This is a genomic window from Falsiroseomonas stagni DSM 19981 (genome assembly GCF_900114315.1).
Classification (GTDB): Bacteria; Pseudomonadota; Alphaproteobacteria; order Acetobacterales; family Acetobacteraceae; genus Falsiroseomonas; species Falsiroseomonas stagni.
Genome location: NZ_FOSQ01000016.1, coordinates 43,827 through 62,512, shown reverse-complemented (window position 1 = coordinate 62,512; position 18,686 = coordinate 43,827). Strand labels below are relative to the sequence as shown.

Here is an 18,686-nt window from a genome sequence, read left to right as displayed (position 1 = left end):
AATGGTACGCCCGTTCAGATTCGCGCGCGACGGCGGCACGGCTTCGCGCCCGGCACCGGCCTGGGCATCATGCCGCTGGCGTCACCCGCTTCGGGCGCGGCGCGTCAGACGCGAAGGTCGAGGAGCGATCCGCGCGGCGTGGGGGCGGCGGGCATGGCTGGCAGGGATTCCAGCTTGCGCTGCTGCGGTTCGGCAGTGCCGGTCTGGCCCTGCTGGCCGGTGACGCCACGGACCTGCGCGAGGCCCGGCATCCGCGAGACTTCCGCCGTGAAGGCGGCCAGGGAGTTCATGCTGATCATGCGAACCACCATGGGGCGGAGGTCTGAACGCTTCGTAAAGCGGCCAGAGGAATTCGCGGCGATGGGACGGACGATGCGCATGGGGGGAGCGTGGCCCCCCCCGCCGTTAACGGTCCAGCAACTTCCGGTAGCAACCCCAACAAATCTTCAGAAAGCGTGAAGATTGTCGGAAAATGTCGGCCTGACTCAGCCTTGAGCGGGCTCAGCCTTGCTCCAGCGCCGCCACGCCCGGCAGCGTCTTGCCTTCCAGCCATTCCAGGAAGGCGCCGCCGGCGGAGGAGACATAGGTCATCCGCTCCATCACCCCGGCATGGCGCAGCGCGGAGACGGTGTCGCCCCCGCCGGCGATGGACTTCAGCCCGGAGGAGGCGGTGAGGCTTGCGACCGTCTGCGCCACGGCGACCGTCGCGGTGTCGAAGGGCGGGATCTCGAAGGCGCCGAAGGGGCCGTTCCAGACCAGGGTGGAGGCGGAACGCAGCCGGTCCTCCACCATCGCCACCGTGTCGAGCCCGACATCGAGGGCCATCATGTCGTCCGGCACCCGGTCGATCGCGACGGTGCGGGAGGGGGCATTGGCCTTGAACTCCCCGGCGACGACGAGGTCCACGGGCAGCAGGATCTCGCAGCCCTTGGCGGCGGCTTCCGCCAGGATGGTGCGGGCGGTGTCGTGCATCTCCGCCTCCTGCAGCGACTTGCCCATGCTGTGGCCCTGGGCGGCCAGGAAGGTGTTGGCCATGGCGCCGCCGATGACCAGCACATTCACCTTGCCCGTGAGGTTGCCGAGCAGGTCGAGCTTGGTGCTGATCTTGGCGCCGCCGACGATGGCGACGACGGGGCGGGCGGGGTTGCCGAGCGCCGCGTCCAGCGCCTTCAGCTCCGCCTCCATCAGCCTGCCCGCATAGGCCGGCAGCAGGCGGGCGACGCCTTCGGTCGAGCTGTGGGCGCGGTGGGCGGCGGAGAAGGCGTCGTTCACGAAGACGTCGCCGAGCTTCGCCAGGCCGGCGGAGAGGCCGGGATCGTTCTTCTCCTCTCCCGCGTGGTAGCGGGTGTTCTCCAGCAGCAGCACATCGCCATCGGCCAGGGCGGCGACGGCGGCCTCGGCCTCCGGGCCCACGCAGTCATCGGCGAAGGCGACGGGGCGGCCGAGCGCGGCGGCCAGCGCTTCCTGCATCGGCTTCAGCGACATCTCCGGCACGCGCTTGCCCTTGGGCCGGTCGAAATGGCTGCACACGATCACGCGCGCGCCCTTGTCCGACAGTTCCTTGATGGTCGGCGCCAGGCGTTCGATCCGCGTGCGGTCCGTGATGCGGCCGTCGCGCACGGGCACGTTCAAATCGGCGCGCAGCAGCACGCGCTTGCCGGCGGGTTCCAGCGCATCAATGGTTTTGAAGCTCATGGGGGCGATCATCCTGCCGAGAGAAGCGCTACGGGGTGACGAATGATCCGATGGATCGCGGTTTTCGGTCTGTTTCCGGTCCTAGCATCGGCCCAGCCGGGCTTCCAGTTGCCGTCCGGCAATATCCGCTGCGAGGTGTGGGAGGGGGCGGTCCGGTGCGAAATCGTGAATTTCAGCTTCCCCCGCCCGCCTGCGCCGGCGGAATGCGACAGCGACTGGGGGCACGCCTATGGGCTGGCGGCGCGGGGGCCATCGGCCGTGCTCTGCGCGGGCGACCTGATCGTCAGCCGCACGGTGCCGGTGCTGGGCTATGGCGCGACCTGGCGCGGCGCGGGGGTGGTGTGCGCCTCCAGCCAGGCGGGGCTTCGGTGCAGCAATGCGGAGGCGCGGGGGTTCGAACTCTCCCGCGCCCGGCTCGACAGGTTCTGAGGGGTATGCAGACCCCCGCCCTTCTCCCTCCCCCGCAGAGCGGGGGAGGGAGAAGGGCGGGGGCTTGGTCGTTACAGGCTGCCGAACAGCGCCGCCGTGTCCGACATGCGGTTCGAGAAGCCCCATTCATTGTCGTACCAGGACATCACGCGGACCAGGCCGCCATCGACCACCTGGGTCTGGGTGGCGTCGAAGGTGCTGCTGTGCGGGTCGTGGTTGAAGTCGATGCTGACCAGCGGCGCGGTGTTGTAGCCGAGGATGCCCTTCAGCGGGCCGCTCTCGGAGGCCGCCTTCATCACGGCGTTGATGGCTTCCTTAGTCAGGCCCTCGGTCTTCGCGGGCACGAAGTCCAGGCTGACGAGGGAGACGTTCGGCGTCGGGATCCGGATGGCGGTGCCGTCCAGCTTGCCCTTCAGCTCCGGCATCACCAGGCCCACGGCCTTCGCGGCACCCGTCGAGGTCGGGATGGCGGAGACGGCGGCCGCGCGGGCGCGGTGCAGGTCCTTGTGCAGCGTATCGACCGTGTTCTGGTCGCCCGTGTAGGCGTGGATCGTCACCATGTAGCCGCGGAGGATGCCGAAATTGTCGTGCAGCACCTTGGCGATGGGCGCCAGGCAGTTGGTGGTGCAGGAGGCGTTGGAGATGACCGTCATCTCCTTCGTCAGCGTCTGGTGGTTCACGCCATAGACGATGGTCGCGTCGGCATTGTCGCCGGGGGCGGAGATGACGACCTTGCGCGCACCCGCGGTGATCAGCGCGCTGGCCTTTTCCTTGCTGGTGAAGATGCCGGTGCATTCCATGGCGACGTCGACGCCCTGGAAGGGAACCTTGGTCGGGTCGCGCTCCGCGCTCACCACGATCGGCGCATAGGTGCGGCCATTCGCGGTGATGATGATCTTGTTGCCGTCCACGGCAACCTCGCCGGGGAAGCGGCCATGCACGCTGTCGTAGCGGAACAGGTGGGCGTTGGCCTCGACGCTGCCGAGGTCATTGATCGCGACGCACTCGACATCCGTGCGGTTGCTCTCGATCATCGCGCGCAGCACCAGGCGGCCGATGCGCCCGAAGCCGTTGATGGCGACCTTCACTGCCATAACCCGATCTCCCCTTCCTTGATCAACCCAGTCGCTTCTTCACGGCGGCCACCGTGGCCTCCGCGGTGATGCCGAAATGGCGGAACAGGTCTTCCGCCGGCGCGCTGGCGCCGAAGCCCTGCATGCCGATGAAGATGCCCTCCGGCCCGAGCCAGCGGTCCCAGCCGAAGGGGAGCGCGGCCTCGATGCCCACGCGCAGCGCGGTGCCGAGCACCTGGCTGCGATACACTTCGTCCTGGAGGGCGAAGAGTTCCCAGCACGGGAGCGAGACCACGGCGGTGGGCACGCCATCGGCCTCCAGCGCTTCGCGCGCGGCCATGGCGAGGCTGACTTCCGACCCCGTCGCGATCAGCGTCGCGCGGCGTTCGCCGCTGGCTTCCGCGAGGACATAGCCGCCGCGGGAGGAGCGGTTCTCCCCGCTGTCGGTGCGGAGCGCCGGCAGGTTCTGGCGCGTCAGGGCGAGGACCGAGGGGCCATCGGCGCGCTTGACCGCGAGTTCCCAGCACTCCGCCGTTTCCAGCGCATCGGCCGGGCGGAAGACGCAGACATTCGGGATGGCGCGGAGCGAGGCCAGCGTCTCCACCGGCTGGTGCGTCGGGCCGTCCTCGCCCAGGCCGATGCTGTCATGCGTCAGGACGTGGATGACGCGCTGACGCATGAGGGCGGCCAGGCGGAGTGCGGGGCGCAGGTAGTCGGCAAACACGAGGAAGGTGCCGGAATAGGGGATGATGCCGCCATGCAGCGCCATCCCGTTCATCGCGGCCGCCATGCCGTGTTCGCGCACGCCCCAATGGACATAGCGGCCGGCGAAGTTGCCGGGGCTGATGGCGGGGATGCCCTTGACGTTGGTGTTGTTCGATCCCGTGAGGTCGGCGGAGCCGCCCACCATCTCCGGCACCGCCGGCACCAGGGCTTCCAGGGCCTTCTGGCTGGCGATGCGGGTCGCGATCTTGGGCTTGTCCTCGGCATGCTTGGCGCGGAGCGCCGCTAGCGGCTCATGCCAGGATTCCGGCAGGCGGCCGGCCATGGCGCGGTCGAACTCCTCCCGGCTGGCATGGTTGGCCAGGCGCTTGAGCCAGGAGCGGCGGGTGCCCGCGCCACGGCGGCCGGCGGCTTCCCAGCGTTCCTTGATGCCTTCCGGCACCTCGAACGGCGCGTGGTTCCAGCCCATCGCGGCCTTGGCGGCGGCGGCTTCCTGGGCACCCAGCGGGCTGCCATGGCTGGCGGCGGTGCCGGCCTTGGTGGGGGCGGCGAAGCCGATGATGGTGCGGCAGGCGATCAGGGTCGGCTTGCGGCTGCGCATGGCCCAGGCCATGGCGGAGGCCACCTGTTCATGGTCATGCCCATCGACGCGGCGCGTCGCCCAGCCATAGGCCTGGAACCGCTTCAGCGCGTCATCCGACAGCGAGATCGACGTATCGCCATCGATCGAGATGTTGTTGTCGTCGTACAGGACACAAAGGCGGTCCAGCTTCATGTGGCCGGCGTAGGACGCGGCCTCATGGCTGATGCCCTCCATCAGGTCGCCGTCGGAGGCGATGACCCAGGTGCGGTGATCGACCAGGGACTTGCCGAAGCGGGCGGCCAGCATGCGTTCGGCCAGCGCCATGCCGACCGCGGTCGCGATGCCCTGGCCGAGCGGGCCGGTGGTGGTCTCGATCCCCGGATGCTCGCCATATTCGGGATGGCCGGCGGCGGGGGAGTGGAGCTGCCGGAACTTCTTCAGATCCTCGATGCCCATGCCGGCACCGGTGAGGTGCAGCAGCGCGTAGAGGAGCATGGAGCCGTGGCCGGCGGAGAGGACGAAGCGGTCCCGGTCCGGCCAGCGGGGATCGGCCGCGTCGTATTTCAGGAAGCGGGTGAAGAGGACGGTGGCGACATCGGCCATGCCCATCGGCATGCCGGGGTGGCCGGACTTCGCCTGTTCCACCGCATCGATCGCCAGCGCGCGGATGGCGTCGGCCATGCGGCGCTCCTCCGTCGCGGGACGGGCGAGCAACAGGGCCTGGGCGGCCTGGGCCGGGGTCGGCTCCGCGCGTTGCTGGGTCTCGGGTTCGATGCTGGCCAAGGGAAAGGAAACCTCGTGCGCGGGGGGGGCCTTCGCGGGCGCCGACCCTATAAAGGGGGGGGCGCCCAGCGGCAACCGGGCTTGTCCTAGGGGACGAAGACCAGGAACAGCCAGGCCAGCCCCAGCGTCAGGTGGACCGCCCCTTGCAGCACCGTGGTCCGCCCGGCGCCGAGCGTCAGGATCGAGACCATGAAGGTCGCCGCCAGCAGCACCATGCCGGAGGGCGGCAGGCCCAGGATCAGCGGCTGATCGAGGATCAGCGCCAGCGCCACCACGCAGGGCACCGTCAGCCCGATGCAGGCGAGGACGGAGCCGAGCGCCAGGTTCAGCGCGGTCTGCAGCCGGTTGGCCCGCGCGGCGCGCAGCGCCGCGACGGATTCGGGCATCAGGATCAGGCAGGCGATGACCACGCCGACGGCCGCCGCCGGCGCGCCCACCGAATCCAGCCCCGCCGTCACGGAAGGCGTCAGCGACTTCGCCAGCAGCACCACCGCCACCAGCGACAGGCCGAGCAGGCCGAGCGCGATCCAGGTGGCGCGGAGCGAGGGGGCCGCGGCATGCGCGCCTTCGCTGTCATCCTCCGGCAGGAAGTAGTCGCGGTGGCGCAGCGTCTGGACGAAGACGAAGACGGTGTAGAGCCCGAAGGCGGCGACGCCGACGAAGGCCATCTGCGCCCCGGTCAGCACCGGGCCTTCCGTGCTGATCGTGGTGTTGGGCACCACCAGCACCAGCGTCGCCAGCACGACGATGACGGAGAGGAAGGCGGAGGCGCTGCGCGCCTGGAAGCCCTGTTCGTGGTGCCGCGCGCCGCCCAGCAGCAGGCAGAGGCCCACCAGCAGGTTCAGCACGATCATCACCGCGGCGAACAGCGTATCCCGCGCCAGCGCGGCCTGGTCCACGGGGTCCGAGATCATCAGGGAGACGATCAGCGCGACCTCGATCACCGTGACCGCGATGGCGAGGATCAGGGTGCCGAAGGGCTCCCCCACCCGGGTGGCCACGACTTCCGCATGGTGGACGGCGGCGAAGACGGTGCCGCCGAGGACGAGGGCCATGGGCAGCGCCATCCAGCCGCCGGCGCCGAAGAAGGCGGCCAGCAGGCCGCCGGCGACGGCGGGGAAGATCCAGGACCAGGCGGGAAGGGGGGCGTGAGGGGACGAGGCCATGCGCGTCCTGTGAAGGACCGCGCCGGCTGTGACAACCCGCTATCGAACCAGCCCGCGCCGTTCCAACCAGGTGTTGATGCGCGCGGCCACGTCGTCGCTGTTGGTGTCCATCATGATCATGTGGCTGTTGCCGCGCACGCCTTCCGCCGGCATGTCGAGCGTATCCGCCACGCCCCCCACCGCGCGGATCTGCGCCTGCCAGCGATCAATGTTGGACCGGATGCGCTGCCAGAAGGGGTTTTCCGAGGTGTAGTCGCCCCAGACCACCAGGTGCGGGATCTCCTTCAGCGCCGCCGCGTCCTGGCTTTCGGGCGGCGCGCCGGAGGGTTCGACGGCGATCACGGCGCGCACCTTGTCCGGCGCGTTGAGCGCGGCGCGGAAGCCGAAATTGCCGCCCTGGCTGTGCACCAGCAGCACGCAGGGGCAGATCTGCTGGACAAGGGCATCGTAGCCCGCCTGGATCTGGCGGTCCGTCGTCACCCAGCGCGGCACGGCCTGCATCATGAACTGGTTCCAGGCGCCGGTCGGGAAGCGGCTGTCCGGGAAGGCGCGGCGCTGCGCGGGGTCGATGTTCCAGCCATCGCCAGGGCCCACGCGGAACAGCCCCCAGCCTTCGCCCATGGTGCGGAAGACGGGTTCGCCCGGGAACACCTGGGGGAAGCGCGCCCAGCCGGACCGGCCGCGTTCCACCGCATCGGTCACGAAGACATCATGGCCGGCGCGCAGGAACGCCATCTGCCAGCCGGGCCTTCCATCCGGCGTCGTCTCATAGGTCACGCCGGTCAGGCCGCCGCCATGGGCGAGGATCAGGGGATAGCGCGCGCGGGGCTCCGCCAGGCGGACATACTGGGCGTACATCTGCTCCACCTGGAACTGGCCGTTGGGGTTGATGCGCAAGGGCGGCGCGCCGGGGCTGAAGGTGATCTCCTGCTCCGGCAGGCCGCTGATCTCCGCGATGCGGCCGCCGACATGCAGGCTGCCGATTTCCCGGACCTGGAGGGGCTGGGCCGGCGCTTCCGCGGCCAGTGTGCAGGCCAGCAGCGCGGCGATGGCGATGCGACGCATTTGCAGTTCCCTCCTTGGGTTTCTCGAACCATGCCAGAGCCGTGCGGGGCACGGGAAGGGCGTGACGGCGGGTGGCGCGGGCCTGTAGTGTCGGCCGATGCAGGATGTCTTGAACCCACCCGTGCTTGCCGAGCCGTCGCGCGACGGCCTGCCGCCCATGCCGCCCGGCCCGCCGCATGAGGAGCGCCATTTCGCGCAGGATGGCACGGGGCGGGACCTGGTGCTGGGCGCGTCCCAGGGACTGGCCCTGCCCTTCGCGCTGTCGGTCGCGCTGGCCGGGGCGGGGGCGTCTTCGGGCGTGATCGTCACCGCCGGGCTGGCCGCCGTGGCGGCGTCCTCGCTGGCCGCGGCGCTGGGCGGCTGGGTCACGGCGCGGGAGGAAGCGGCGCATTACGCGCTGGAGCGGGGGCGGGAGGAGGAGGAGAGCCACCTCTACCCCGACCGGGAGCGCTGGGAGGTGGCGGCGATCCTGCACCGCTACGGCGTGAAGGGCGATGTGCTGCGCCAGGCGGTGGAGGCGATCGCGGCCGACCGACGCAAATGGGTGGACTTCATGATGCGGTTCGAACTCGACCTGAGCGAGCCCGATCCCTTCCGCGCCGCGCGATCCGCGCTGGCGATGGGCGGGGGCGGGGCGCTGGCGGGGCTGGTGCCGCTGCTGCCCTTCATGGTGGGCGACCGGCCGCTGCTGGCCTCCGCCGTGATGACCGGGCTGGCGATGCTGGGCCTGGGCGCCGTGCGGGCGCAGGCGAAGGGCCTGCCGGCGGCTGTGGGGGCGGTGCAGGCGATCGGCATCGGTGCGGCCGTGGCCGCGGCGGCCTGGTTCGTCGGGCGCCTGGTGGCGTAGCCCGACGCAGGCCGTCCAGGCGCTCGGGGATGGGGTTCAGCGCCCCACCCCTCAGTTCGGTGCCTCTCAGTTCGGCGCCGGCGCGGTGGCGCGCTGCTCCGCCTCCCGCAGCCGCTGCTCCGCCTCCGCGATGGATTGCTGCAGGCGCGCCAGCGTCGCCTCGCCGGCGCGGACGCGGTCCTCGGCCTCCGCCACGCTTCGGCGGCGTGCCTCCAGCGCCGCATCGGCCGCCTGGGCCTGGTCCCGCAGCGTGGCGAGGCGGCGTTCCTGGTCCTGTGCGCCGGCGGCCAGGCGCGCGACCTCGGCCTGGGCGCCCGCGGCCGCCTGGCGGCGTTCGTCGCGCTGCTGCTCGGCCTGCTGCGCTTCGGTGCGAAGGGTGGAAAGGCGGGCCTGCGCCTCCCCGGCCGCCGCCGTGGCGCGGGCATTCTCGGCCGTCAGGCTGGCGAGGCGGGCTTCGAGGGCGCGGAGCGCCTCCGCCGTGCTGTCGCGGCTGGCGGCGAGGCGCGCCTGATCGGCTTCCGCGGCGCGGGCGGCTTCGGTGCGGCGGGCGAGTTCCTGCTCCGCCGCCTGGATGCCCCGGCTGAGTTCGCCGGTGCGCGCGGTCGCGGCCTCGGCCTCCCGCGTCCGGGCCTCCAGATCCGTGCGCAGGGCGGCGGTGCGGCTCTCCGCGTCGGCCCGTGCGGCTTCCGCCTGCACGCGGGCGGCTTCCGCCTGCTGGGCGCGGGTGCGGATCGCCGCCAGGTCGCCATTGGCGCGGCGTTCCTCGGCCAGCGTCGCCTCGATGCTCGTGCGCTGGTCCTGCTGGGCGCGGGCGCGGGCGTTGGCGTCCCGGATGTCGCCGCCGCGGCCGATGGCGACGACCCAGCCCGACAGGGCGAGGAGGAGAAGGAGGCCGGATGCGATCTGCGCCGGGCGCGGCCAGAGCATCGGGTTCAGCGTCGGGTTCATGGGGGTGCGTCGCTCGCTGCTGTCTGGGAGGGAAGAAGACATGGGCGGTGCGGCCGTGCCACTCACGGAAGGGTTGGGGCCCTTCACGGGTACGGCAGGGCGCGCCGGCGCGGTGGGCCTGCCCCGCGGCGGGGTTCCCCGCCGGCCCTTGCCACGGCCGGGCATCAGACCAGGCTCCGGTTGGCGCGGGCGACCACCGCCTCGAATAGCACCTGGCAACCCGCCTCGGCCTCCTCCGGCTCGATGCTCTCGGCCTCGTTGTGGGACAGGCCGTCCTTGCAGGGGGTGAAGATCATGGCGGCGGGCATCCGGCGGGCGACATAGACGGCGTCGTGACCGGCGCCGGAGACGATCCGGCGCGCGGGGTGGCCGAGGCGCTGCGCGGCCGCTTCGACCAGCGCGACGCAATCGGCATCGAAGGGTTGCGCATCATAGTGCAGGACCGGCGTGAGTTCGAGGGTGCAGCCGGTGGGGGTGACCGCGGCCTGCGCCATCGCCGGGAAGTCGCGCGCCAGCGCCGCGATGGCGGCGCTGTCGGGGTGGCGGAATTCGATGCTGAAGCTGACCTCGCCCGGGATGACGTTGCGGCTGTTGGGCTCGACCTTGAGGAATCCGACGGTGCCGCGGCCGTCATCGCCATGGTTGCGCATCAGGCGGTCCACCAGGGTGATGACCTGCGCGGCCGCCACCAGCGCATCGCGGCGGGCATAGGGGGGCGTGGTGCCGGCATGGCTGTCCTGGCCGGTGATGCGCGCATCCCACCAGACCTGCGCCTGCGCGCCGGTGACGATGCCGATGCGCGCGCCTTCCTTCTCCAGGATCGGGCCCTGTTCGATGTGGAGTTCGAAATAGCTGTCGGCGGGGAAGGGCTCGGCGGGCTGCGTGCCCTGGTAGCCGATCCCCTGGAGGGCGGATTCGACCGTCACGCCATCGATGTCCTTGAGGGCGTAGCTGCGCTGGATGGGATAGACGCCCGCCCAGGTGCCGCTGCCCATCAGGCTGAGGCCGAAGCGGCTGCCTTCCTCATCCGTCCAGTTCACCAGCTCCAGCGGCGCCTCGGTGGTGATGCCGAGGTCGTGCAGCGTGCGCATCACCTCCAGCCCCGCCATCACGCCGAGCGCGCCATCGAATTTCCCGCCACTGGGCTGGCTGTCGAGGTGGGAGCCGAAGAGGACCGGCAGGCGCGTGGGCTCGCGGCCCTCTCGCCGCGCGAACATGTTGCCGATGGCGTCCACGCGCACCGTCAGGCCCAGCGCCTCGCATTGCGCGCGGAAATCGTCGCGCGCGGCCTGATCGATGGCGGTCAGCGTCAGGCGCCGGACGCCGCCCTTCGGCGTGGCGCCGTGGCGCGCCATGGCCATCAGGCCGTCCCACAGGCGCTGGCCGTCGATCCGCTGGTTGCTGCCGCTCATGCATTCCGGTCCCTGCGTGGTCGGGGCGGACCTTATCCTGGGGTGGCCCGCTGACCCAACCCTCTCTCCCCGCCGTCCCTGTCGGGGTCACGCTTCGATCGCGGGAGGGTTTTGTCAGCACGGACAAGGGGATGGGGGCGCTGGTGATGCGGGGTAGGCGCTGCCTTCCCCGCGCCCCATCCGCCCCTTCCTGGAGATGTGGGGGGCAGAGCCCCCTGGACCATCGTCAATGGCCTGGGTTCCAAGGGCCCGCTGGCCCTTGGCGAGGGGGTGAAGGGGGAGCAGCGCTCCCCCTTCGACCTCCTAGGACCCGAAGATGGGCGTATGCCGCAGCCTGGCCTAGGCGCGCCCGATCGCCTGGAACTCGGCATTGGGCTTCAGGTCGATCGCATTGGCCAGGCGGTTCGACATGGAGAAGAAGGCGGCGATGGCGGCGACGTCCCAGGCCTCGTCCTGGGTCAGCCCGGCATCGCGCAGCGCCGCCCGGTCGGCCTCCGTCACCAGGTGCGCTTCCGCCGCGACCTTCGTGGCGAAGGCCAGGATGGCGCGGCCGCGCGGGGTGAGGGGGGCCTTCCGCCAATTCGCGCCGACCAGCTCGCTGATCGCGGGGTCCTTGGCGCGGACGCGCAGGATGGCGCCATGCGCCACCACGCAATATTGGCACTGGTTGGCGGCGGAGATCGCGACGACGATCATCTCCCGCTCCGCGGCTGTAAGACTTTGCCGCTCCGCGGCGGGCAGCCCTTCCCGCTTGTTCATCAGGGCGTCGTGATAGGCCATGAAGGCGCGGAATTCCTCGGGCCGCCAGGCCAGCGCCAGGAAGATGTTGGGCACGAAGCCCGATTTCTCCTGCACCGCCAGGATGCGGGCGCGGAGGTCATCGGGCAGGGTGGCGATGTCGGGGATCGGGAAGGCGCTGATCGGGGTGGTCATGCTGTGTCCTCCTTGCCGGATCGGTGCCGGCTTGCGATGCATGGGGCCGTAACGCGGAGGAACCCCCCATGGCCCATGCCCTTGGCGGCGCAGCGGCGCCTGCTGTGCTGCGGAATACGGCGCTGGACGCCGATGCGGTACGGCAGGCGCGGGTGGATCTGGCCGCCTGTTTCCGCATGGCGGCGCGGCTTGGCCTGCATGAGGGCATCTGCAACCACTTCTCCTTCGTCGTGCCCGGCCGCGATGACCTGTTCCTGGTGAACCCCTATGGCTGGGCGTTCAGCGAGGTCACGGCATCCCGCCTGCTGATCTGCGACTTCGAGGGCAACGTGATTGCCGGCGACGGCGTGCCGGAGGCGACGGCCTTCTTCATCCATGCCCGCATCCACAAGAACGTCCCGCGCGCGAAGGCGGCCTTCCACACCCACATGCCGAATGCGACGGCGCTGGCGATGACGGAGGGGCCGCCCCTGCTCTTCGCCGGGCAATCCGCGCTGAAGTTCCTGGGCCGGACGGTGGTGGACGAGGACTACAACGGCCTCGCACTCGACACCGATGAGGGCGACCGCATCGCGGCCTCCATCGGGGATGCCGACATCGTCTTCATGAAGAACCACGGCGTGATGGTGGTGGGGCCGACCATCGCGGAGGCGTGGGACGACCTGTACTACCTGGAACGCGCGGCGGAGGCGCAGCGCCTGGCGCTGTCCACCGGCCGGCCCCTGAAGCAGGTCCGCCCCGACATCGCCGCCAAGACGGCCGCGCAGATGCGGGAAGGGGACCGGGAGAGCGCCCGCCTGGCGCTGGAGAGCGTGAAGCGGATCCTGTCCCGCGAGGAACCGGATTTTCTTGACTGAGATTACCTCCGGTTGCTGAGCTTCGGGAAATACCCTGAAGACGTGTGGCGGAGGAAGCATGACATTCGGCGCCAGCAGCAGCCTGCCCTTTCCGAACCGGGGCAGCATCGCCCTGGTCGTCCGCCACAAGACGGCCCGCGGCGTGCCCCCGCCGGGCGAGGGGCATGCCGATGTCATCATGCCCTCCGGCGCGCCGGTCGGCTTCTTCGTCGATGCGGCGACGGAGGATCGGGGGACGCTGGGCATGGACGTGCCGGGCCAGGTCTATGGCTTCGCGGCCTTCGCCTCCTACCGCCCCTGGTACGTGAACCTGGCGGATGCGACCGCCAGGAACGTGGTCTCGGGCGTCCTGCTGATCCGGGTGACGGCGGCGGAGCAGGCGCGCTTCGTGGGCGCCTGGCGGGCGATGCGGTCGCGTCCCGGCAGCTTCAGCCTGGTCGGCTGGAACTGCGCCAGCCATGCGGCCCTTGCCTTCGCCACGGCCGGGCTGGTGGGGCGGGAGATCCCCGGCCTGGATACGCCGGACAACCTGTTCCATGAGTTGCGCCGCCGCCACGCATCCCGCTGCGAGGATCACTTCGGCTACCTGAGCTTCAGGCCGCGCGAATCGTCCAGCGACGAACTCGACCTGAACTGCGATGTCGGCATCGATGCGGTGCGGGCCATGCCCACGGGCCCTGTGCCGCCGCCGCGCGGCACCAGCGTGGGGGATGGCGGGCGGCCGGGGATGTAGCCGGCGGCGCCGCCGGGTTCCGGCGCGGGGATGCGCGGGCTAAGGGTATCGGATGCCCCCAGCCAGCCCCGCCGCGCGTCCAGATCCCGTCGGGCTGCTGCTGCTGCTGGCCACCGTCACGGGCTGGGGCTTCAACTGGCCGGCCATGAAGCTGCTGCTAGTGGAGGTGCCGCCCTTTTCCATGCGCGTCATCTGCGCGCTGGTCGGCATCGGCCTGCTGGCGGCGATCGCGCGCTGGCGGGGCGAATCGCTGGCGGTGCCGCGGGGGCTCTGGCCGCGGCTGATCGGCGCGTCGCTCCTGAACGTGACGGCCTGGATGGGCCTGGCCTCCTTCTCCCTGGTCTGGCTGGCGGCGGGGGAGGCGACGATCGTCTGCTACACCATGCCGGTCTGGGCCTCTATCTTCGCCTGGCTGGTGCTGGGGGAGAGGCTGACGGCGCGGCGCCTGCTGGCGCTCGGCGTCGGGCTCACGGGGCTCGCGGTGCTGGTGCTGGCGCAGGGGGTGGAGGCCGGGATGGGCAAGCTGCCCGGCGTCGGCTTCGCGCTGACGGGGGCGATCCTGTTCTCGCTCGGCACGGTGGTGACGAAGCGCTGGCCGCTGGGGCTGCCGCCGGCATCCTCCGTGATCTGGCAGATGGGACTGGGGACGCTGCCGCTGCTGCTGGGCGCGCTGCTGGTGGAGCGGCCGGACTTCCCGGCGGTGACGACGCAGGGGTGGCTGCTGATCCTCTATGGGGGCATCGGGCCGCTGGGGCTGTGTTACCTGGCGTGGTTCGGAACGCTGCGGCGGCTGCCGGCCTCCGCCGCCGCGGCGGGCACGCTGCTGACGCCGGTGGTGGGGGTGGTGAGTGCCGCGCTGATCCTGGGGGAGCCGCTGGGGCTGCGGGAGGTGCTGGCGCTGTCCCTGACGGTCAGCGGCGTGGTGCTGGCGGTGCGGGGCTGATCGGGGCATTACGCCCCCCATGACAGACCGTCCCCTGATCCGCCTGGCCCCGGGCGGCGACCGCCGCGTGAAGGCGGGGCACCCTTGGGCCTTCTCCAACGAGATCGCCATGTCCCCGGCGCTGCGCGCCCTGCCGCCCGGCATCGTGGTGCGGCTGGAAGGCGATGACGGGCAGAAGCATGGCGCCTGGCATTTCAACCCGCACAGCCTGATCGCGGCGCGCCGCCTGGATGCCAGCCCCGACGCGGCCTGCGACGCGGCCTGGTACAGGGCGCGGATCGGCGCCTGCCTGGCGCTGCGCGACCGGATGTTCGACACGCCCTTCTACCGCCTGGTGCATGCGGAGGCCGATGGGCTGCCGGGCCTGATCATCGACCGCTACGGCGATTCCGTCGCGATGCAGGCCAACACGGCGGGGATGGAGGCGGCGACGCCGCATATCCTGGCCGCGCTGCGGGATTTGTTCGACCCCCGGCTGGTGGTGGCGCGCAACGACAGCGCGGTGAGGAAGCTGGAAGGGATGGAGGAGGCGGTGACGCTGCTGCATGGCAGCGACGGCACCGCGACGGTCGAGGAATCGGGGCTTCGCTTCCCGGTGGACCTGCTGGGCGGGCAGAAGACCGGCTGGTTCTTCGACCAGCGCGCCAACCGCGCCATGGTCGCGCGCTTCTGCGCCGGGCGGACGATGCTGGACGCCTTCTGCCACACCGGCGGCTTCGGCCTGGCCGCCGCGGCGGCGGGGGCGCGCGAAGTCACGCTGCTGGACCGCAGCGAGCATGCGCTGGACCTGGCGATGCAGGCCGCGCGGCTGGCGGGGTTCGGAGACCGCGTGACGGCGCTGAAGGCGGAGGCGCTGGACCACCTGGAGAAGATGGCCGCCAGCGGCCGGCGCTTCGAGGTGGTGGTGACGGACCCGCCTGCCTTCGCCAAGACGCGGAAGGACCAGCCGGCGGCGCTGCGCGGCTATGCCAAGCTGGCGCGGCTGGCGGCGGGGCTCGTTTCGCCGGACGGCATCCTGTTCATCGCCTCCTGCTCCCACCACGTCGCCCCGCCCGATTTCGCGGAGGCCGTGACCTGGGGCGTGCACAAGGCGCGGCGGGAGGCCCGGATCCTGGCGAGTGTCGGCGCGGGGCCCGACCATCCCGTGCATCCGGCGCTGCCGGAGAGCGCGTATCTGAAGGGGCTTCTGCTGCACCTCGCATGAATGCCCGGCTGATCCGCGCCTTCCGCGCGACCGCCTATGAGGCCGAGGGCGCGGTGGCGCGGATCGGCCGCCGGTCGCCTGCCCTGGATGCGCTGCTGGCGCGGCACGGGGTGCGGCGGGCGGGCTTCATCACGGCCTGGAACCCCCTGAGCCGCGCCATGCCCTGGGGCTGGAACGACCGCATGCAGGACCGGCTGCGCGAGGCGGTGGCCGTTCGTGTGATCGGCGAGGGCTGGGGCAGGGGCCGCGCCTGGGCGGAGCATCACCTGCTGGTGGAAGGGGAACCGGCGCGGCTGCAGGGCCTCGCCCGGCGGTTCCGCCAGCACGCCATCGTCATGGTCGAACGCGGCCGACCCGCGCGGCTGCTGGCCGCGTAACGGCGCGCAACCCCGCGCGCCACCCCCCGTTGCCCCTCCGACCACGAAGGAGAACGGCGATGCGGGCGATCTGCTGGCACGGCAAGGGCGACATGCGGGTGGATACGGTGCCCGATCCGCGGATCGAGCAGCCGGGCGACGCCATCATCCGCGTCACCGCCACCGCGATCTGCGGCAGCGACCTGCATCTGTATGACGGCTACGTGCCGATGATGAAGGCGGGCGATATCATGGGCCATGAGCCCATGGGCATCGTCGAGGAAGTGGGGCCGGAGGTCACGCGGCTGAAGAAGGGGGACCGCGTGGTGGTGCCCTTCGTCATCGCCTGCGGATCCTGCTTCTTCTGCGAGAAGTCGCTGTTCTCCTGCTGCGACACGACCAACCCCGATGCCGCGGCGCTGGCGGAATTGCAGGGCCAGGCGGGGGCGGGGCTGTTCGGCTACTCGCATCTCTATGGCGGCTATCCCGGCGGGCAGGCGCAGTACCTGCGGGTGCCGCATGCCGATGTCGGGCCGGTGGTGGTGCGCAGCGACCAGCCGGATGAGAAAGTGCTGTTCCTGTCGGACATCCTGCCGACGGGCTGGCAGGCGGCGGAGCAGGGCAACATCCAGCCCGGCGATACCGTTGCCGTCTGGGGCTGCGGGCCGGTGGGGCAGATGGCGATCATCTCCGCCTGGCTGCTCGGCGCCGGGCGCGTCATCGCCATCGACCGTGTGCCGGAACGGCTGGAGATGGCGCGGATGCAGGGCAAGGCGGAGGTGATCGACTTCACCAAGCTCGACGTCCACGACCAGTTGCAGGTGATGACCAAGGGCCGTGGCCCCGATGTCTGCATCGATGCCGTGGGGGCGGAATCGCATGGCCTCGGCAGCATGGATGCGATGATGGACAAGGCGAAGGCGGCGGTGGGGCTGACGACGGACCGCATCCATGCGCTGCGCCAGGCCATCCATTGCTGCCGCAAGGGCGGCACCGTCTCCGTCCCCGGCGTCTATGTCGGCTTCCCCGACAAATTCCCGATGGGCGCCGCCTTCGGCAAGGGGCTGACGATGCGCATGGGGCAGACCCACGCGCAGCGCTTCCTCCAGCCGCTGCTGGACCGGATCGACAAGGGCGAGATCGATCCGAGCTTCGTCATCACGCACCGCCTGCCGCTGGAGGAAGGCCCCGCGGCCTACGACACCTTCCGCGACAAGAAGGATGGCTGCATCAAGGTGGTGCTGACGCCGTAGGTCATCGCTTGTAGAGCGACCAGCCGCCGACGACGATCCGCAGGATGCCGCGGAAGCGGATCGTCTCCCGCCCGATGGTGAGGCGGCCGCAGACGCGCTGGACATCGACAGCGCCGATGCTCGCCTCGGGCTTCGCGCTGCGCGGCTCCAGCACGATGGCGTCGAGGATCTGCGCCAGGGTCCAGCCGGTATCGTCGAGTTGCAGCGTCTCCACCCCATCGGCCTCCGTCAGGCGGAGGTCGCCATCGCCGGGGTGCCAGAGGCGGACGGGATCGCGGGCGCGGAGGCGCGTGTGTAGGGGGCCGGTGCGCCAGCGGCTGAAGGGGGGCGGTTCCTCGGGCTCGCAGGCCCAGGCCTGGGGGGCGGTTCTGTCCATCGCCGAAGCTCCTCTCCGCATCGTTCCTCGATGCGGTGATGAAGCCCGGGCGGGCGGCGCGCTTCCAATCCGAAGCGCCTGTGGGGGCGATAGGGATTGCCTTCGTTGCAGGCAGGGAGTGGAAGAAATCGAAGGGAGGCGGCGCTGCCTATGGCGGTGATAGGAGATGCCTCAGAGGAACCGTTCCCGGATATCGACGCTGCTCTCCTTGCCCAGCTTGTCGAAATGCGTGGCGAGCCAGAGATCCGCGGCTTCCCTTCCGTAGCGCTTCAGCGTGGAGAGGAATTCCCAATCCCCGTTCAGCTTGGTGGAGAGGCGGAATTCGCGCATGCGCGGCTCATCCTCGATGCAGTGGATGAACAGGCGCCGGTAGCGCGGCTGTTCCAGCCGGCCGGCATCCAGCAGGCGCTGGACGAAGTCGATGGCGCGCATTTCCGCCATGAGGGAGGCGTTGAAGCTGATCTCGTTCAGGCGGTTCACGATCTCGGTCGGGCGCGTCGGCAATTCGTCCCGCACGATGGGGTTCAGTTGCACCAGCACGATGTCGGGCGGCCCGCCCTGTTCGTAGAGCGGCCAGAGCGCGGGATTGCCGAGGTAGCCGCCATCCCAGAACGGCTCGCCATCGATCTCCACCGCCTTGAAGAATTGCGGCAGGCAGGCGGAGGCGAGGATGGTGTCGACCGTCACCTCCTCCTTGGAAAATACCCGCGGCTTGCCGGTGCGGACGGAGGTTGCGGAGATGAAGAGCTTCGGCCCGTTGCCGTGACAGAGCACGGCGGGGTCCACCGCTTCCTCCAGCACCTGGCGCAGCGGGTTGAAGTCGTAGGGCGTGGGATTCATCTGGTAGGGCGACAGGACGCGGGTCAGCGTCTCGAAGGCCTGGTAGGCGAAGGACCAGGTGAGGTCATGGCCCCAGATCGCCTTCTCGATCGGCGTGTTCTGCAAGGGGCTGACGGCCATCCGGGCGGCGGCGCCGCGCCAGAAGCGGTCGAGCGCGGCGATCGCGCCCTCCCGCCCGCCTTCGCAGAGGCCCTGCACGAAGACCACGGCATTGACCGCGCCGGCGGAGGTGCCGGAGACGGCCTCGAACTCCAGCCGCTCATCCTCCAGCAGCCGTTCCAGTACGCCCCAGGTGAAGGCGCCGTGGGTGCCGCCGCCCTGCAGCGCCAGGTTGATGCGGCGCGTGGCGCGCTGCGGGCGGATATTGGGCTTGGGCGCCTGGGTGGCGCCGGGGGCGGCCAGGGTGTCGGCCGCCTCCTTCCTGAACTCACCCTCGATCATGGGGAAGGGCGCCGAAGCGGGGGCCT

General features: G+C 70.8%; 19 protein-coding genes. 8 read left to right on the top strand and 11 right to left on the bottom strand.

The annotated features are described in order from the left end of the window. Window positions 1-104: 104 nt before the first annotated feature. Together BM041_RS26255 and BM041_RS26250 are read right to left on the bottom strand one after the other, a co-directional pair. Window positions 105-311: a hypothetical protein gene (locus BM041_RS26255; protein ID WP_092962883.1), complete on the bottom strand. Its 207-nt coding sequence runs from the start codon at window positions 309-311 to the stop codon at window positions 105-107. 190 nt (window positions 312-501) lie between these two features. After that, window positions 502-1,704: a phosphoglycerate kinase gene (locus BM041_RS26250; protein WP_092962943.1), complete on the bottom strand. Its 1,203-nt coding sequence runs from the start codon at window positions 1,702-1,704 to the stop codon at window positions 502-504. A gap of 33 nt (window positions 1,705-1,737) precedes the next feature. Here BM041_RS26250 and BM041_RS26245 point away from each other — a divergent pair, with 33 nt between their 5' ends. Further along, window positions 1,738-2,124, top strand: coding sequence for a DUF6636 domain-containing protein (locus tag BM041_RS26245; protein ID WP_092962882.1), 387 nt, complete (start codon window positions 1,738-1,740; stop codon window positions 2,122-2,124). A 71-nt stretch (window positions 2,125-2,195) separates the two neighbouring features. Here BM041_RS26245 and gap read toward each other — a convergent pair whose 3' ends face one another. From gap to BM041_RS26225, 4 genes are all read right to left on the bottom strand, one after another. Continuing rightward, entirely contained in the window at window positions 2,196-3,218 is a 1,023-nt protein-coding gene (gap, locus tag BM041_RS26240; RefSeq protein ID WP_092962881.1) for a type I glyceraldehyde-3-phosphate dehydrogenase, read from the bottom strand. A gap of 22 nt (window positions 3,219-3,240) precedes the next feature. Then, window positions 3,241-5,184, bottom strand: a complete 1,944-nt coding sequence (gene tkt, locus BM041_RS26235) for a transketolase (RefSeq protein WP_092962942.1) — start codon at window positions 5,182-5,184, stop codon at window positions 3,241-3,243. A 188-nt stretch (window positions 5,185-5,372) separates the two neighbouring features. Next, complete coding sequence (locus tag BM041_RS26230) at window positions 5,373-6,452, bottom strand: calcium:proton antiporter (RefSeq protein ID WP_092962880.1); 1,080 nt, start codon at window positions 6,450-6,452, stop codon at window positions 5,373-5,375. 39 nt (window positions 6,453-6,491) lie between these two features. Further along, window positions 6,492-7,517, bottom strand: coding sequence for an alpha/beta hydrolase family protein (locus tag BM041_RS26225; RefSeq protein WP_092962879.1), 1,026 nt, complete (start codon window positions 7,515-7,517; stop codon window positions 6,492-6,494). A gap of 121 nt (window positions 7,518-7,638) precedes the next feature. Between BM041_RS26225 and BM041_RS26220 the strand changes: the two genes are divergently transcribed. Continuing rightward, on the top strand, window positions 7,639-8,364 hold the full coding sequence (locus BM041_RS26220) for a VIT1/CCC1 transporter family protein (RefSeq protein WP_245762278.1): 726 nt from the start codon (window positions 7,639-7,641) through the stop codon (window positions 8,362-8,364). 66 nt (window positions 8,365-8,430) lie between these two features. On the opposite strand, the gene BM041_RS26215 is transcribed toward BM041_RS26220, so the two are convergent. The 3 genes from BM041_RS26215 to BM041_RS26205 form a co-directional block, all read right to left on the bottom strand. Beyond that, window positions 8,431-9,312: a coiled-coil domain-containing protein gene (locus BM041_RS26215; RefSeq protein WP_092962877.1), complete on the bottom strand. Its 882-nt coding sequence runs from the start codon at window positions 9,310-9,312 to the stop codon at window positions 8,431-8,433. A gap of 164 nt (window positions 9,313-9,476) precedes the next feature. Further along, window positions 9,477-10,724 carry a Zn-dependent hydrolase gene (locus tag BM041_RS26210; RefSeq protein WP_092962876.1) on the bottom strand — a complete coding sequence of 416 codons (1,248 nt, stop codon included), beginning with the start codon at window positions 10,722-10,724 and terminating at the stop codon, window positions 9,477-9,479. 339 nt (window positions 10,725-11,063) lie between these two features. After that, window positions 11,064-11,657 (bottom strand): peroxidase-related enzyme, encoded by a 594-nt coding sequence (locus BM041_RS26205; RefSeq protein ID WP_092962875.1) that lies wholly within the window; start codon window positions 11,655-11,657, stop codon window positions 11,064-11,066. Window positions 11,658-11,725: 68 nt separating this feature from the next. On the opposite strand from BM041_RS26205, the gene BM041_RS26200 reads away from it, so the two are divergent. The 6 genes from BM041_RS26200 to BM041_RS26175 are packed head-to-tail and all read left to right on the top strand — an operon-like array spanning window position 11,726 to window position 17,003. Then, window positions 11,726-12,514, top strand: coding sequence for an aldolase (locus BM041_RS26200; RefSeq protein WP_092962874.1), 789 nt, complete (start codon window positions 11,726-11,728; stop codon window positions 12,512-12,514). Between the two features lie 58 nt (window positions 12,515-12,572). Beyond that, on the top strand, window positions 12,573-13,247 hold the full coding sequence (locus BM041_RS26195) for a hypothetical protein (protein WP_092962873.1): 675 nt from the start codon (window positions 12,573-12,575) through the stop codon (window positions 13,245-13,247). 52 nt (window positions 13,248-13,299) lie between these two features. Then, complete coding sequence (locus tag BM041_RS26190; protein WP_092962872.1) at window positions 13,300-14,190, top strand: DMT family transporter; 891 nt, start codon at window positions 13,300-13,302, stop codon at window positions 14,188-14,190. Between the two features lie 19 nt (window positions 14,191-14,209). Next, window positions 14,210-15,394, top strand: coding sequence for a class I SAM-dependent rRNA methyltransferase (locus BM041_RS26185; protein WP_092962871.1), 1,185 nt, complete (start codon window positions 14,210-14,212; stop codon window positions 15,392-15,394). Beyond that, entirely contained in the window at window positions 15,391-15,771 is a 381-nt protein-coding gene (locus tag BM041_RS26180; RefSeq protein ID WP_092962870.1) for a DUF3293 domain-containing protein, read from the top strand. The genes BM041_RS26185 and BM041_RS26180 overlap by 4 nt, the downstream gene beginning before the upstream one ends. Before the next feature lie 59 nt (window positions 15,772-15,830). Beyond that, window positions 15,831-17,003: a zinc-dependent alcohol dehydrogenase gene (locus BM041_RS26175; protein WP_092962869.1), complete on the top strand. Its 1,173-nt coding sequence runs from the start codon at window positions 15,831-15,833 to the stop codon at window positions 17,001-17,003. Between the two features lies 1 nt (window position 17,004). Here BM041_RS26175 and BM041_RS26170 read toward each other — a convergent pair whose 3' ends face one another. Together BM041_RS26170 and BM041_RS26165 are read right to left on the bottom strand one after the other, a co-directional pair. Then, the gene (locus tag BM041_RS26170; protein WP_092962868.1) at window positions 17,005-17,379 is read right to left on the bottom strand and encodes a hypothetical protein; all 375 of its coding nucleotides are present in this window, start codon (window positions 17,377-17,379) and stop codon (window positions 17,005-17,007) included. Window positions 17,380-17,550: 171 nt separating this feature from the next. Next, window positions 17,551-18,660 (bottom strand): patatin-like phospholipase family protein, encoded by a 1,110-nt coding sequence (locus tag BM041_RS26165; protein ID WP_092962867.1) that lies wholly within the window; start codon window positions 18,658-18,660, stop codon window positions 17,551-17,553. Window positions 18,661-18,686 lie beyond the last annotated feature (26 nt).

What these genes read in the sequence shown, in the direction of transcription:
- BM041_RS26255 (WP_092962883.1), bottom strand. Translation starts at nt 311, where the DNA reads ATGGTGGTTCGCATGATCAGCATGAACTCCCTGGCCGCCTTCACGGCG.
- BM041_RS26245 (WP_092962882.1), top strand. Translation starts at nt 1,738, where the DNA reads ATGATCCGATGGATCGCGGTTTTCGGTCTGTTTCCGGTCCTAGCATCG.
- gap (WP_092962881.1), bottom strand. Translation starts at nt 3,218, where the DNA reads ATGGCAGTGAAGGTCGCCATCAACGGCTTCGGGCGCATCGGCCGCCTG.
- tkt (WP_092962942.1), bottom strand. Translation starts at nt 5,184, where the DNA reads ATGGCCGACGCCATCCGCGCGCTGGCGATCGATGCGGTGGAACAGGCG.
- BM041_RS26230 (WP_092962880.1), bottom strand. Translation starts at nt 6,452, where the DNA reads ATGGCCTCGTCCCCTCACGCCCCCCTTCCCGCCTGGTCCTGGATCTTC.
- BM041_RS26225 (WP_092962879.1), bottom strand. Translation starts at nt 7,517, where the DNA reads ATGCGTCGCATCGCCATCGCCGCGCTGCTGGCCTGCACACTGGCCGCG.
- BM041_RS26215 (WP_092962877.1), bottom strand. Translation starts at nt 9,312, where the DNA reads ATGAACCCGACGCTGAACCCGATGCTCTGGCCGCGCCCGGCGCAGATC.
- BM041_RS26210 (WP_092962876.1), bottom strand. Translation starts at nt 10,724, where the DNA reads ATGAGCGGCAGCAACCAGCGGATCGACGGCCAGCGCCTGTGGGACGGC.
- BM041_RS26205 (WP_092962875.1), bottom strand. Translation starts at nt 11,657, where the DNA reads ATGACCACCCCGATCAGCGCCTTCCCGATCCCCGACATCGCCACCCTG.
- BM041_RS26200 (WP_092962874.1), top strand. Translation starts at nt 11,726, where the DNA reads ATGGCCCATGCCCTTGGCGGCGCAGCGGCGCCTGCTGTGCTGCGGAAT.
- BM041_RS26195 (WP_092962873.1), top strand. Translation starts at nt 12,573, where the DNA reads ATGACATTCGGCGCCAGCAGCAGCCTGCCCTTTCCGAACCGGGGCAGC.
- BM041_RS26190 (WP_092962872.1), top strand. Translation starts at nt 13,300, where the DNA reads ATGCCCCCAGCCAGCCCCGCCGCGCGTCCAGATCCCGTCGGGCTGCTG.
- BM041_RS26185 (WP_092962871.1), top strand. Translation starts at nt 14,210, where the DNA reads ATGACAGACCGTCCCCTGATCCGCCTGGCCCCGGGCGGCGACCGCCGC.
- BM041_RS26180 (WP_092962870.1), top strand. Translation starts at nt 15,391, where the DNA reads ATGAATGCCCGGCTGATCCGCGCCTTCCGCGCGACCGCCTATGAGGCC.
- BM041_RS26175 (WP_092962869.1), top strand. Translation starts at nt 15,831, where the DNA reads ATGCGGGCGATCTGCTGGCACGGCAAGGGCGACATGCGGGTGGATACG.
- BM041_RS26170 (WP_092962868.1), bottom strand. Translation starts at nt 17,379, where the DNA reads ATGGACAGAACCGCCCCCCAGGCCTGGGCCTGCGAGCCCGAGGAACCG.
- BM041_RS26165 (WP_092962867.1), bottom strand. Translation starts at nt 18,660, where the DNA reads ATGATCGAGGGTGAGTTCAGGAAGGAGGCGGCCGACACCCTGGCCGCC.